Annotated in this window: 11 protein-coding genes and 2 tRNA genes; 6 read left to right on the forward strand and 7 right to left on the reverse strand. The window is 43.7% G+C overall.

All coding sequences use genetic code 11. The features are described 5' to 3' along the window. Positions 1-123 precede the first annotated feature (123 nt). The 5 genes from metF to FTU82_RS05915 all read left to right on the forward strand — a co-directional run bounded on the left by metF (position 124) and on the right by FTU82_RS05915 (position 8,582). Positions 124-960: a methylenetetrahydrofolate reductase [NAD(P)H] gene (gene metF, locus FTU82_RS05895; RefSeq protein WP_180101128.1), complete on the forward strand. Its 837-nt coding sequence runs from the start codon at positions 124-126 to the stop codon at positions 958-960. A gap of 108 nt (positions 961-1,068) precedes the next feature. Beyond that, positions 1,069-1,779: a 16S rRNA (uracil(1498)-N(3))-methyltransferase gene (locus FTU82_RS05900; protein WP_180101129.1), complete on the forward strand. Its 711-nt coding sequence runs from the start codon at positions 1,069-1,071 to the stop codon at positions 1,777-1,779. A gap of 176 nt (positions 1,780-1,955) precedes the next feature. After that, complete coding sequence (locus FTU82_RS05905) at positions 1,956-4,832, forward strand: bifunctional diguanylate cyclase/phosphodiesterase (protein ID WP_180000969.1); 2,877 nt, start codon at positions 1,956-1,958, stop codon at positions 4,830-4,832. 140 nt (positions 4,833-4,972) lie between these two features. Beyond that, positions 4,973-7,252, forward strand: coding sequence for an NADP-dependent malic enzyme (locus tag FTU82_RS05910; protein WP_180000968.1), 2,280 nt, complete (start codon positions 4,973-4,975; stop codon positions 7,250-7,252). A 94-nt stretch (positions 7,253-7,346) separates the two neighbouring features. After that, positions 7,347-8,582, forward strand: coding sequence for a multifunctional CCA addition/repair protein (locus tag FTU82_RS05915; protein WP_074383390.1), 1,236 nt, complete (start codon positions 7,347-7,349; stop codon positions 8,580-8,582). 92 nt (positions 8,583-8,674) lie between these two features. Here FTU82_RS05915 and epmA read toward each other — a convergent pair whose 3' ends face one another. The 5 genes from epmA to greB all read right to left on the reverse strand — a co-directional run bounded on the left by epmA (position 8,675) and on the right by greB (position 11,913). After that, positions 8,675-9,649, reverse strand: coding sequence for an EF-P lysine aminoacylase EpmA (epmA, locus tag FTU82_RS05920; RefSeq protein WP_005169915.1), 975 nt, complete (start codon positions 9,647-9,649; stop codon positions 8,675-8,677). Further along, positions 9,646-10,713, reverse strand: coding sequence for a 4-phosphoerythronate dehydrogenase (locus FTU82_RS05925; protein WP_180000967.1), 1,068 nt, complete (start codon positions 10,711-10,713; stop codon positions 9,646-9,648). Before FTU82_RS05925 ends, epmA begins: the two co-directional genes overlap by 4 nt. A gap of 179 nt (positions 10,714-10,892) precedes the next feature. After that, positions 10,893-10,982, reverse strand: a tRNA-Ser gene (locus FTU82_RS05930). A 258-nt stretch (positions 10,983-11,240) separates the two neighbouring features. Next, positions 11,241-11,330 (reverse strand) — tRNA-Ser (locus FTU82_RS05935). An 88-nt stretch (positions 11,331-11,418) separates the two neighbouring features. Beyond that, complete coding sequence (greB, locus tag FTU82_RS05940) at positions 11,419-11,913, reverse strand: transcription elongation factor GreB (protein ID WP_005097688.1); 495 nt, start codon at positions 11,911-11,913, stop codon at positions 11,419-11,421. Positions 11,914-12,275: 362 nt separating this feature from the next. On the opposite strand from greB, the gene FTU82_RS05945 reads away from it, so the two are divergent. Further along, entirely contained in the window at positions 12,276-13,391 is a 1,116-nt protein-coding gene (locus FTU82_RS05945) for a transglycosylase SLT domain-containing protein (protein ID WP_005097690.1), read from the forward strand. A 97-nt stretch (positions 13,392-13,488) separates the two neighbouring features. Here the strand turns inward: FTU82_RS05945 and FTU82_RS05950 are convergent, their stop codons facing one another. Together FTU82_RS05950 and ttcA are read right to left on the reverse strand one after the other, a co-directional pair. After that, a complete protein-coding gene (locus FTU82_RS05950; protein WP_004280536.1) occupies positions 13,489-13,875 on the reverse strand; it encodes an SCP2 sterol-binding domain-containing protein in 387 nt (128 codons plus the stop codon). Between the two features lie 203 nt (positions 13,876-14,078). Continuing rightward, a complete protein-coding gene (gene ttcA / locus FTU82_RS05955) occupies positions 14,079-15,005 on the reverse strand; it encodes a tRNA 2-thiocytidine(32) synthetase TtcA (protein WP_005097691.1) in 927 nt (308 codons plus the stop codon). Between the last annotated feature and the right edge of the window lie 155 nt (positions 15,006-15,160).

Raw genomic sequence — 15,160 nt, forward strand, 5'->3', positions numbered from 1 at the left:
TCCCATAGGGAGAGGAAACATTCATTACCAAATGTATGTCATCGAGGGTAAGTCCTCTCCTTTCAGGAGAGGATTTAGGAGAGGTAAAACTAATTAAAAAGTATTTATAAAAAGGATTTCAACATGTCTAAGCAAATTCCAATTTCATTTGAATTCTTCCCGACCAAAACTAATGTGGGTGCGGAAAAACTCAAAGTGGTTCATCAAGAACTACAATTGCTCAATCCAGAATTTTTCTCTGTAACTTATGGTGCAGGTGGTTCAACTCGTGAACGCACCCTGTCTACCATCAACGATTTTAATGGCAAAGGTGCACCGGTTGCCCCTCACCTGTCATGTATCGGCGATGACAAAGCGCGTATTGCAGAACTGCTTGATCTGTACAAATCACAAGGCATTGACCGTATTGTTGCCCTCCGCGGTGACTTGCCATCAGGTCAGGTTGGTTTGGGTGAATTACCCTATGCCGCTGATCTGGTTGGCTTTATCCGTGAATATTCAGGCGATCATTTCAAGATTGAAGTCGCAGCTTATCCGGAAATGCATCCTCAGGCAGAAAGCTTTGATCAAGACATCCAGCACTTTGTTGAAAAAGTACAAGCTGGTGCCAATGCAGCATTAACCCAGTTCTTTTTCAATCCAGATGCTTATTTCTACTTTGTAGATCGCATCCAGAAAACTGGAATTGATATTCCTGTGGCGCCTGGCATCATGCCAATCACCAATGCCAGCAACCTAATCCGCTTTGCGGACGGTACCGGTGCCGAGATTCCACGCTGGATTCGCAAGCAACTGGCAACCTATGGTGATGATACTGCCAGCATCAAAGCCTTTGGCCACGAAGTTGTGGTTAAATTCTGTGAGCGTCTGCTTGCAGGTGGTGCACCAAGCTTGCACTTCTACACCATGAACTCCACTGATCCTACACGCCAACTTGTAAAAGACTTAGGTCTAGCATAAGTTTTTAGGCTGCATTGATCTCACCCATTTTCTCCCTTTGAGAGAAACACAAAGAGGGTGTAAATAGCAATGCAGTCTTGTTTTGTTCCATCTGAGAGTAATCCCTCCATGCCACGTTTTTTTATTGAAGCAGACTTAAATGTTGATACTACGGTTGAGTTAACGGAAACCGTTTTTCATCATTGGGTAAAGGTATTACGCGCTCAAGCGGACGAAACCGCGACCCTGTTCAATGGACAGGGTGGCGAATATGAAGTGACCTTAACTGAAGTTGCTAAGAAATCAGCCACAGTATCGGTCAATACATTTAATCCGGCTAATCGCACACCCAAGTTCCAGGCCTTGCTCGGTCAGGTGATGAGCAAAGGCGACCGCATGGATTATGCGATTCAAAAAGCTGTGGAATTGGGCGTTTCCGAAATTCAGCTGCTGACTTCGGATCGTTGTGAAATGCGCTTGAAGTATGATCGTGACCAGAAAAAACTGGATCACTGGCAGGGGATCGCGATTGCAGCATGTGAACAGTGTGGACTGAATATTGTGCCTAAAATTTTAGCACCAATATCACTTGAAAAATGGTTGGAAACCGAGCTACCCAAGACCAAACTGGTTTTGGCCCCCAATAAAGATGAAACAGATGTACTGGCAGATGCGACCCTGGATATTGCCCTGCTGATTGGCCCTGAAGGCGGTCTCAGTGAGGCAGAAATTACAGCGGCAAATGCAAAAGGTTTTCTAAACTGGTGTATTGGTGAACGCGTACTACGTACCGAAACAGCCCCTGTCGTGGCCCTTTCAATTTTGAACTATAATCTCTAGTTCATCAGGCCAGTAAAAATTTGTCTTTAATTTTGTTGATTTTTATTCCTAAGACCTCTAATCTCGATGAAAGAATAATAACTATTGATGAGTTAATTTTACACATTTCCTGGAGTTTTTTTATAAGAACAATACATAGGGAAAAACGTTTAGGATGAATACAGGCATTGAATCACATGGTTGATAAGCAAGACGACTATATCCAGCAGCATTTGCATCATGCTCAGATTGCGAACACACTTCGCCATAGTCGCTATTTTTTAATCAGTATAATGGTGATTTGCCTTTATATTTTTTGTATTTATCACCTTCAATATCGTCCTTCCAATACCTATTTTAATATCTGGTTTATTCTGACCGAGCTACTGGTCAGTATGTGCTGGTTGGTGAGCACACTTTATTTTAAGCCTGAACAATATGATTTGAAAGGCGCACATCGCTGGTTACAGATTCAGAGTCTTGCTGTCGGGAGCTGTATTGCTGTCGGTATTTATACAATTTATTACTATTTGCCGCAGGCCAATCCTGCATTCGAAGATATTGAAGCACTGACCTTGTCTGCTCTGCTCCTGATTGTGACTCAGGCATTTGGCTTGACTTATCTGACCCAAAAACTCAGTTATTTCTGCCTGGTATTTTTACCCTCTTTATTCCCTTTTTTATTGTCGCAAATTTATCATGTCAGCCTTTCCAATCCCTTCTTCGGTCTGGCCTTAAATTTTGCGGTGATTGTCATTCTGCTGTGTGCCAATAGTAGTTATCGTATTCATCGCCGGACATCGCGCTTGTATGCAGAAAACAGTCTGCTGGTTAAAAATGCCGAACAGCAAGTACTCTGGAGCGATGAACTGTGTCAGCAACTGCAAACTGAAGTCAATAAATCCAAGGATATCGAATTACAGTTACAGCTCAACAATCAACTGCTGGAACAGAAAGTTCGGGAACGTACCTACGATATTGAACAGATTAATCATCATTTAAAAAATCAGCAACAAAATCTGCAACTTGCCCATGAAATTGCCGGCATTCGGCCATGGGACTGGAATATCCAGGATCGTACAATTACCCTGACCAATCATAAAGATGAAAAAATCCTGCGTGATTCTAAAGACCATCATCTGCAATTAGAGTATCTGATTCATCCGGATGACCTGGACTATTTTAAAAGCAACATGAAGCAGCATCTACGTGGCCGGATTGAACGTTATGATGTCACCTACCGGATCCAGCTCAGTGATGGCAGCTGGAGCTGGGTGCATGATATTGGCCGTGTGATTCAACGTGATCCCAAAAATAATAAGCCGTTACGTATGGTGGGCATTCGTCGGGATATTCAGCAGGAACGCATTTCTCAGGAACGCTTGAAACTGGTCGCCAGTGTACTGGAACAGGCCGCGGAAGGGATTTTTATTCTCAATCCTGAACTGTATTATATTGATGTCAATCCTCACTATGAATACCTGAGCGGCTATGATCGAGAGCAGATCATCGGTAAGTTTTTATTCGATATTGCCGCGCAAAATAAGGCCGAACAACGCAGCAGCCATGCCAGCATTATCAAACAGCTGCAAAAGATTGGCTCCTACGATGGGGAAGTGCAGGCAAAGTTTCTGTCCGGCAAACAGTCCACTTTATGGCTGCATATCAATGCCGTCACTGATGATGAGGGCCGGATTACCCATTATGTCGGAATTGTCTCAGATCTGACCGAACGTAAATTACAGGAACAGCGCCTGTCATATCTGGAAAATTATGACACCCTGACCGATTTGCCGAATCGTTTCTATTATAACTATCAGCTGCATCAATATCTGGTCTCGCAAAAAGATTCCATTCAGCAGATGGCAGTGATCCGGCTGAACATCGATCGCTTCCGCCCGTTAAATGAATATCTGTCCAATAATGGCGGTGATGAACTTTTACGTCAGGTGGCGCAGCGCCTGCGTATGACCAATGCAGAAGCCCTGTTTGTAGCACATCTGAATGGGGATGATTTTGCAATTATCTACGAGATTTCGCACATTCGCCCTTCCGTGCAGCATCACTGTGAACGCATTGCCCAGGCTTTTAGCGCACCATTTAATATTTATGGTCAGGATTATGTAATTACTCTTTCTATGGGAGTGGCATTTTATCCGGATCATGGCCGACAACTCGATTATTTAAATAACTGCGCCGAACAGGCGCTGAATGAAGCCAAAAATCTGGGCGGCAATACCATTCATTTTTATTCCAGTCAGAATGAGGGTTTACAGGAACAGGGAATTTTCCTGGAACGGGATCTGCGTAAAGCCATTCAGAACAATGAACTGATTGTCTATTATCAGCCAAAAATCAATTTCAGCGATCAGAGCATTTATGGCTTTGAAGCATTGATTCGCTGGAATCATCCAGAAAAAGGCATTATTCCACCCGGCCTGTTTATTCCTTTAGCCGAACAGACCAGCCTGATTTCAGACATTGGCCGTCTGGTGATACAGCAAACTGCCAAACAGATTCGTCAATGGAATGATCTCGGTTTTAATCATATTTGTGTATCAGTCAACATCGTGGCGCAACAATTGCGGCGCGGCCAATTACTTGACGATCTGGATCAGGCCATTGACGATAACCAGATTTCAGGTACCAGTCTGGAACTGGAAATTACCGAATCGTCTTTAATTGAAAATTCAGAAACCGTCAAAAACCTGCTGAACGAAATCAAACAGCGACAGATTCATATTGCCCTAGATGATTTTGGGACAGGCTACTCATCTCTGTCCTATCTTGCTGATTTCCCGATTGATACCTTAAAAATCGACCGTAGTTTCGTTTCCAAGATTGGAGAGAACAAGCAGGAAGCCATAGTCAGTGCCATGGTGGCGATGGGTAAAGCCATGGGGATGACCGTGGTGGCAGAAGGGATCGAAACCATTGAACAGTTAGAATATCTGCGTGATTTAGACTGTGATATCGCTCAAGGATACCTTTTCTCCAAACCGCTGCCCGAACAGGAAGCCACTGCGTATTTGACACAAAATATGACCAACGATTCTTATACTTATCAAGTCTAAGTTTATACCCTCCCCCAATAAGATTGTTGGAAAAACGGCCGTCTTTGGCTGTGCGAACTGGCGAACAAATGGTATATTCGGGGACATAAATAAATTTTTTACCCGCTGACCGGGTAATCTTTACAACGATCGAGAGACTGATGGACGAACAATCTTTAAAGCAACAGGCCCTTTACTATCACGAGTTTCCTACCCCGGGGAAAATCAGCGTTACACCAAGCAAACAATTGGTCAACCAACGTGACTTAGCCCTTGCTTACTCGCCTGGCGTAGCTGCACCATGTCTTGAGATTGAACGCGATCCTTCAACTGCTGCATTGTATACCGCACGCGGTAATCTGGTCGCTGTAGTGACCAACGGTACTGCGGTGCTGGGCTTGGGTAATATTGGTCCTCTGGCTTCTAAACCCGTCATGGAAGGTAAAGGCGTATTATTCAAAAAATTCGCTGGCGTAGATGTGTTTGATATTGAAATTGCTGAAAACGACCCGGACAAAATTGTTGATATTATCGCATCATTAGAACCGACTTTCGGCGGGATCAACCTTGAAGATATCAAGGCGCCAGAATGCTTCTACATCGAGCAAAAACTGCGTGAACGCATGAACATTCCAGTGTTCCATGATGATCAGCACGGTACTTCGATTATTGTGGGTTCTGCTTTACTTAACGCGCTGCAAATCAACGGCAAAAAAATTGAAGACATCAAGATTGTCGCTTCAGGCGCGGGTGCTGCAGCCCTATCTTGTTTAAATCTGCTTTGTGCCCTTGGCGCGAAAAAAGAGAACATCATCGTTGCCGATTCACGTGGTCTGCTGACGACGCACCGGGAAGGTCTGGATGAGTCGAAGAAAGCTTATGTACAGGACATCGAAGCCACTCAGCTTGGTGATGTGATCGCGGGTGCAGACATGTTCCTTGGTCTTTCTGCTGCCGGCATCCTGACCAAAGAAATGGTTAAGGTGATGGCCAAAGATCCGATCATTTTCGCACTGGCGAATCCGGATCCAGAAATTCTGCCTGAACATGCACACGAAGTTCGTAATGATGTGATCATGGCCACTGGCCGTTCTGACTATCCAAACCAGGTCAATAACGCACTTTGCTTCCCATACATCTTCCGTGGGGCATTAGACGTTGGTGCAACCACGATTAACGAAGAAATGAAAATTGCCTGTGTACATGCAATTGCGCGTATGGCACACGTCGAAGCGGATGCTGCAACTTATGGTGAGAAATCGGCATCATTTGGCCGTGAATACCTGATTCCGGGTCCACTGGATCAGCGCCTGATTCTTGAAATCGCACCTGCAGTGGCACAAGCAGCCATGGATTCGGGTGTAGCAACACGTCCAATTAAAGATTTCTCGCATTATCGTCAACGTTTGTCTGAGTTTGTCTATAACTCGGCATTCGTGATGAAACCGATCTTTGAACAGGCAAAATCAAATCCTAAGCGTATTGCTTATGCAGAAGGTGAAGATTTACGCATACTTCGTGGTGTACAAATTGCAGTCGATGAAGGCTTAGCACAACCCATCCTTGTGGGTCGTCCTGCGATCATTGAAGCGAATATCAAGAAATTAGGTTTACGTCTTGAAGATGGTGTCAATGTCACTATCGTCGATCAAGAAAAAAATCCAAATTACGAATTATTCGCAGATGATTACTACAGCATCATGCAACGTAAAGGGGTTACACCTGAGTATGCACAACGTGAAACACGTCGTCGTTCAACGTTAATTGCTGCCATGTTAGTGAAACATGGTTTGGCTGACGGTATGCTGTGTGGTACTTATTCAAGCTACGATATTCATTTAGATTTCGTACGTAATATTATTGGTTTGAAAGAAGGTCGTAATAACTTCTTCACACTCAATGCATTAATGCTTGAAGATCGCAACTTATTCATTGCCGATACGTATATCAACCGTAACCCAACCGCTGAACAGCTTGCTGAAATGACCATTTTGGCTGCTGAAGAAGTGCGTCGTTTCGGTATGACACCACGTATTGCTCTTCTATCTCATTCAAGCTTTGGTTCTGATCAAGATGATGCTAGCGCGAAAAAAATGCGCCAAGTGTATGACATCTTGTCTGAAATTGCGCCTGAACTTGAAGTTGAAGGTGAAATGCATGGTGATGCTGCACTGGATGAAAATATTCGCCAGTTTGCCTTCCCGAACTCACGTTTTAAAGGTTCTGCAAACTTACTGATCATGCCGAATCTGGATGCTGCCAACATTTCGTTTAACTTGTTGAAAGCAACTTCAGGCAACAACGTGACGATTGGCCCAATTCTGTTGGGTGCTGCGAAGCCGGTACATATCTTGACTCCGACTGCGACTACGCGTCGCGTGGTGAACATGACTGCACTTACCGTTGCAGAAATCCAGCAAGCGGAACAAGACGCACTTTAATCCAATGACAAGATAACGACGCATCCGCCTCGTTTCTTAACTTGAGAAAACCTCTATTCTGTAGCATGATGCTTGTAAGAATAGAGGTTTTTTCATGCAAGTTTATTTAGTAGGCGGTGCAGTTCGGGATCATTTGCTCGGACACCCCTATCACGAAAAAGATTATGTGGTCGTTGGTGCAACTCCGGCGCAAATGCTTGACTTAGGCTATCAGCCCGTAGGCAAAGATTTTCCTGTTTTCCTACACCCCAAAACAAAAGAAGAATATGCACTGGCCCGTACCGAACGTAAATCCGGCACCGGTTATCATGGTTTTGACTTTCATACCGATATCAGTGTGACCCTGGAACAGGATTTGATCCGTCGTGACCTGACCATTAATGCCATGGCGATGGATGATGCCGGTCAGATTTATGATCCTTATGGCGGTCAGCAAGATTTGAATAACCGGGTGCTGCGTCATGTTTCCGATGCTTTTGTCGAAGATCCATTACGGGTGCTGCGAATTGCCCGTTTTGCGGCCCGCTATACCAGTGCAGGTTTTGTGATTGCGGATGAAACTTTAGCACTCATGCAGCGCTTGACGGAATCCGGTGAATTGAATGCATTAACACCGGAGCGGGTCTGGAAAGAAACTTCACGTGCCTTAACAGAACGTCATGCTGATGTGTATTTTGAAGTATTGCGTCAATGTGGCGCTTTAAAAGTCTTATTTCCTGAGATAGATGCCTTATATGGTATTCCGCAACGCCCTGAATATCATCCGGAAATTGACTGCGGCATTCACACCATGATGTCCTTGCAGCAGGCGTGTCGTCAAAACTATAGCCTGGATGTACGTTTCGCCGTTTTAGTGCATGATTTGGGCAAAGCATTAACCCCGGTTGAAGAATTACCGCGGCATATCATGCATGAAGAACGTGGCATCAAGCCGGTCAATGATCTGTGTGATCGCTTAAAAGTACCGACCTATACCAAGCAACTGGCGTTGGCAGTATGTAAAGAGCATCTGAAATGTCATCAGGCATTTAATCTCAAACCCGGTACTTTATGGCGATTATTGCAGCGTCTGGACGTTTTACGTCGTCCCGAGCGTGTCGAAGCTTTTGTACAGGCCTGTGAATGTGATTCACGTGGCCGTTTAGGACTGGAAGATCGTGCCTATCCACAAGCACAATATGTACTTGATGCCATGCAGATAGTACGTGCCATTAAAGCACAAGACCTGCCTGCCGATATTCAAGGCCCGGATATTGGCGAAATGCTGATTGAACGGCGTATTCAGGCACTGGGTGAACTTAAAGCCCAACAAACTGTATCTATTGAATAAAGACAAAGCACCCGAGGGTGCTTTTTTATTGCTTCAATCATTTAGTGCAGAGACCCAGCCCTCTAAAGAGCTTAAGGAAAATCAAATCCCGATCAGGAAATATCCGCCGGGAAACTAATCACTTGCTCCAGTTTCATCTGATTGGTCGCGATCATGAGCAAGCGGTCAATTCCCAAAGCAATCCCTGAACATTCCGGCATATTCGGTAAAGCCGCCAGTAAATACTCATCAATAGGCATAACATGCAGCCCAAGTCTGGCCCGCTCTGCATTATCCGCCTCAAAGCGTGAGCGCAAAACTTCGGCATCAATCAGCTCATCATAGGCATTAGCCAATTCTAAACCTTCGATATACAACTCAAAACGTGCAGCGACCAGTTCCCCATCTTCATCGATTCGGGTTTTCGCCAGAGAGGCCATTTCAGGCGGAAAATCGGTCAGGAATACTGCGGTATCAAAACCGAGACTTGGCTCCACCATATGTGAAAATAACAGGTCGATATAGCCGAGCCGATCCTCACCCAAATCCAGATTTAGACCGACACGGCGACAGCAGTCTTTCAGTTCCTGCAAGGTCGCTTGCAATGGATTAATATCCAGACGATCCATAAAGGCATGTTTATAGCTCAAAATGGTTGGACGGATTTCAGCAAAACGTGCTTTAAGCGTCACATTAAGCAGATCGGCTACTTCGAACATCAAATCTTTTAAGCTAAAGCCCGGACGATACCATTCCAGCATGGTAAATTCGCTATTGTGCTTACGCCCATGCTCATCATCACGGAAGACTTTACAAATCTGGTAAATAGGCCCGCTGCCACTGGCCAATAAACGCTTCATGGCAAATTCAGGTGAGGTCTGTAAATAATGCGTATGTGCTTTAGCCAGTACATGACGCTGCGCCTGTACTGAAGCCAAATGCACATCGGTCACACCGGCTTGAGATAAAATTGGTGTTTCGACTTCTAATACATCCCGCTCAGCAAAAAATTGACGGATTTGTGCATATAAGGTGGCACGTGCACGCATGGCATTCAGGTCACACGTCGGCTGATAAGTGCTATTCATGCTTTTGGCCCACCATGTGCAGCCCATTCACGACGCAGCGGATAGGTTTTTCTTAAATGATCAAAAGCCTGCTGATCCACTTTGCCATCCTTGACACAAGCACGCAGATTTTGATCATCACGGGCAATATCATAAATTTGCGTTAAATATTGCTTTAGCACCATTTTTAAATCCTGATTTTGGAAAAACTGCTTGCAGACCGGAAGCTGGGTTTCGAACTGTTTATGTGCTGCAAAAGCAAAAGTTTGACAAAAAGCGTCATAGATCATTTGAGTACCACGCGCCTTGCCTTCCAGGCTATAACCGGCAATATGCGGCGTCACCAGCGTCAGCAGATCCAGAAGCTCTGCTGAAATAACCGGTTCGTGTTCAAAAACATCTAAAATCACAGTTCGTTGTGTCGCTTTAAGATCCTGGATCAGGGCGGCCTCTTCAATCACTGGCCCACGTGCAGAATTAATCAGAATTGCATCAGGCTGCATTTGCGCCAATGTAGCCGTATTGAATAAATGGTAAGTTGGATAAAGACCCGTTTGAGTTAAAGGGACATGAATCGAAATCGCATCTGCTTGCTGCAACAATTCATTAAATTCAACTTGATCAACCTGCGTTCTTTGAACCAAAGGATCATAGCCAATCACGCGCCAGCCCAAAAGTTTTGCCATATAAGCCAGACGGGTTCCAACATTACCCAAACCGACTATACCCAGGCTAAATGTTGCATTGGCATCTACTAACTCAGGACGTACATGCAGTAATGCGGTAATGACATATTCAGCCACAGCTTGTGCATTACAGCCGGCTGCATTGCTCCACTGAATCCCATGCTGTTCCAATGCAGCAATATCCAGATGATCTGTACCAATAGTGGCACTGCCTACAAACTTGATCGAACTATTCTGTAGCAGTGCTTCATTGACCTGAGTCACTGAGCGTACCAATAATGCATCTGCATCCTGAACATCCTGTGCCATTAAGCTACGGCCTGGACAATGACGAATGTCTGCAAATTCAGAAAAGAAATAATCGGTAAATGCCAGATTTTCATCTGCGACAATTTTCATAATGAGATCCATATGATGCTTGGGCATATGATAGCGCGTTGATGTCTCTGACTCTATATTTGGCACATGCGTCCATTTTTCAAGTTTTAAGCTATGAGCTGGTTATTGATGAATAAAGTATTGAATCATTGCTGCCTAAAAAGAAAAACCCCAATCTTTCGACTGGGGTTTTTAGAATTTGGCGGAAGCGGTGAGATTCGAACTCACGGAGGACTCACACCCTCGTCGGTTTTCAAGACCGGTGCATTAAACCGCTCTGCCACGCTTCCTTGGCCGCCATCATATAAATAAATCGGATTTTTGGCAATAAAATTTAGCAAAACTTTTAGCAAAAGCTATTCATTCAGTTAAAAATCAGTCGAAACAAAAGCTGAAATGTATTTTTATTTAAAGAAGTTAATACTTAAACGATGCCAAGAGGTATTTAATTCAAGATAAAGCAACGACATGAATCAGAATTAGCTTGATAATGAATATAAAAATAAAGGCATAAAAAAACCCAGTCAATTGACTGGGTTTTTAGAATTTGGCGGAAGCGGTGAGATTCGAACTCACGGAGGACTCACACCCTCGTCGGTTTTCAAGACCGGTGCATTAAACCGCTCTGCCACGCTTCCATGGCCGACATGATATAAACAAAAATCACGCTTGGCAAATATTTTCATGCTTTCACTGCATCAATTGCACAAAATAAAATCAATTCCATTAATTTGCTGAATTTTCTGGTTTTTCATAACGAATTGAATTGATGAACCAGCGTTTCTTTCCAGAAGGTGTCAGCACTTCAGCCTCATCATCTACCTGCTTGCCCAACAACGCACGTGCCATGGGCGAACTGATCGAGATATGCTGCGGATGATGATCATAAATTTCATCGACTCCAACAATACGTAAATTTTTCTGCTCGCCTTCTTCATTTTCAATCTCGACCCAAGCTCCAAAATAGACCTTGCCTTCCTGCTCTGGAGAAAAATCGATGATTTTTAGCTCTTCAAGACGCTTGCCTAGGTATCTGACCCGGCGGTCAATCTTACGCAAAATTTGCTTGTTATATTGGTAATCGGCATTTTCCGAACGGTCGCCGAGACTCGCTGCCCAGTTCACTTTTCTGGTGATTTCCGGCCGCTCTTCATGCCAGAGATTCTTAAGTTCTGCCACCAATTTATCGTGTCCACCACGGGTGATTAAGTTGGATTTCATACGTCGTGCTGATCAAATTTTCAGTGTATTAACTTACAAACAGCTTATTTTATTTACCATTTCAAAACAATGAAAAAATTCAAAAAAAATTCACATTACATTTCAATATCTTAAAATTATTTTTAATAATAATTTGTGTACAAAATTTGACAATCGTTTTTTAGATCATTAATATGCCACCTACTTCCGGAAATGCTTATTTTTTAATCTATGTAGTTTTTCTACATAATGATGCGTAAATCTCTTGTCATTTTGAATGACGTCATGACTGCCCAACCCTTATTGAATTTATCAAACTGTTAAAATTTCTGGCTATGTTGGCTGTGATTTTTAGGGCATAAATTACTTGTAGCGGAGACAACATGCACAGTAGTTCATCCACTGGGTCGAGGCTTTGCCTACGATCTGTAATTTCTTCTCTCCCTTTGAAAGCACTTGTACTGAGCACTGCATTTATTCCCTTTCACAGTATCAATGCAAGTAAAACCACACTTCAGTTTGATCATGTAGTCAATAGCAATAAGCTGACCGTGGTTGCAGTCGAAAATCCGACCACCGTATTTCAGGATGGGCAACATCTGCATGGCTTCGGTTATGACCTGGTGCGCAACTATGCCAACAGTCTGAATGTGAAACTGGATTTTAAAATTGTCCCGAATAATGCCACTGCACTGCAATGGGTTGCTCAGGGCAAAGCCAATCTGGCCATGACCACCACCGATTTAGGTGAAATTGAAAATAAGCGCCTGACTTCATTCTCCGCCACCTGTGGTGATCAGTCTATTTTGGTGAGTAATGGCTTGAATACCAATTTAAATCTGGTATTTAAATCTGCCACAGATCCCTTGAGCCAAACTGCCAGTGCTTTTATCTGTAAAGGCAAACAAAGTGGTGCCATCAAGCAGCTTGCTTCATTTTATAATCAGAATGTGGTGAAAGAGGAATCTTGGACAGCCATTCAACGTGATTTGAGCAACCGGTTACCGATCTATAAAGCAAGCTTTAAACAGACAGCGCAGCAATATGATCTGGATTGGCATTTATTAGCTGCCATTGGTTATCAGGAATCTTATCTGAAACCGAACTCGGTCTCTCCGACAGGTGTTCGCGGTTTGATGATGCTGACCAATAGCACTGCTAAAGCAATGGGTGTGAGCAATCGTACCGATCCAGCCCAAAGCATTCAGGGTGGTGCCAAGTATTATGATCAAATGCTGAGCCGCTATGAGCATATTCCTTATCCGGATCGCAACTGGTTTGCACTGGTCGCTTATAATATGGGCCCAGGTGCAGTGAATCAGTTACAAAAACGCATTCAGTCACAAGGCAAGAATCCAAATAACTGGGTCAACCTCTATGCCTATCTGGATCAGAATAAAGCCAATAACGGCCGCTATCGTCAGGCAGTACAATATGTAACCCGTATTCGTGCTTATTTGGAACACATCAAGACCACACCACAATTGGTGAATATCTAAGGTCTGATGAGCTGGATTTTATTCTATCCGGCGATAAAAAAAGCTTACCTCAAGGGTAAGCTTTTTTTGTGCTCATTTCAGCTGATGTTCAGCAAAATTAAGCTGTCGTATTTTCAAGTACTTTCTTGAATAGATCTTTTTGTTCCTGACTCGGTTTGGCAGTTTGAAGTGCCATCAATTGAGACATATCACCCTGTACTTTGATTTTACCGGTCATAAATGCCTGCATGGCTGCGGCCATATCAAACTCCAGAAAAACTTTACGTAACGTTTCGCCGTCCATATTCAACGTCGTTTTGGCATTTGAAGACAAACCTTTTTTAATTGCTCCACCATCTAAAGATAGTTCAGTATTACCTGTAGTGTCCGCTACAACCAAATTAATCGCCAGGTTCGCCAAAGCTGGTGGCAAGTTTAAATCACCAGCTTGCGCAGTAAGTGTTTCTACAGTTGAAAACCAATCATCAGTTAAAAAAGCAGGCATGATCTTTCCTCAAATTATTTGTTCATTTGTGTCGGCTATCCAGACGACATCATGTTGAAGCTATTATGCTCGTGCTTTGTTATATCATGATCATTAGCGCAAAGGCTAACGAATTTTGTACGCGTCGTTCAATTTTTGTAGTTCTATTTTTATTTGTTTTTCATACAGACATCAACCCGAAGGCTGATATCTGCGTACTGAAATTATTCTGCGGCAAAGCCCAGATTGACCATATTAATCCGGCGTTTCTCGCCTTCCAGCGCTTCTTCAGTCGAACAGCTGTCTTTGAAGTCAAATTCGCGCTGGCTGTCCAGCACTTCAAAGTCAAACAATTCACGATCGACCAGCTGTGATGGCGAGACATTTTGCAATGCACCAAAAATACTGTGCAGACGTTTTGGATGTGCCTTATCCCAATCACGTAACATGTCATTGATAATTGCGCGCTGCAGGTTCGCCTGAGAGCCACATAAATTACATGGAATAATTGGAAATTGACGCATTTCTGCATATTTGATGATGTCTTTTTCTTCCACATAAGCCAGTGGACGAATCAGAATGTTCTTTTTGTCAGAAGACAACAGTTTTGGTGGCATGGCCTTCAAGCTGCCGCCATGGAACAGGTTCAGGAAGAAGGTCGCCAGAATATCATCACGGTGATGCCCTAGCGCAACCTTGGTCGCACCAATTTCCTGGGCAAAGCCATACAAAGAGCCACGACGTAGACGCGAACAGACGGCGCAATAAGTCTTACCTTCCGGGGTCAACTTTTTGGTGATGCTGTAGGTGTCTTTTTCCAGAATGTAATACGGAATGTTATTTTCTTCTAAATAACGTGGTAATACATCTTCCGGGAAGCCTGGCTGTTTCTGATCCAGATTCACCGCCACGACATCAAAGTTGATCGGTGCGATACGCTTGAACTGCAACATGATATCTAACAGGGTGTAACTGTCTTTACCACCTGAAATACACACCATGACCTTATCGCCTTCTTCAATCATTTTGAAGTCACGAATGGCATGTCCGACCTGGCGACGCAGCTTCTTTAACAAACGATAGTAGGCTGAGCTTGTTGGCAGTTCAGGTTTGAAATTAAATCCTTGTTCGGACTCAACTGGCGAGTACATAGACGAGATTCACCCATAAATAAAAATACCGCGCAATTTTAGCCGATTCAGGCCCGCATCGCATCAAAAGAATTTATTTTCATGCAAATGTCATATTAGTTTCATTTTCATGTTTTATTTAGATTGATATATTGAACGTTTCAGTTCAATTAATC

The sequence above is a fragment of the Acinetobacter sp. YH12151 genome (assembly GCF_013418355.1).
GTDB lineage: Bacteria > Pseudomonadota > Gammaproteobacteria > Pseudomonadales > Moraxellaceae > Acinetobacter > Acinetobacter pseudolwoffii.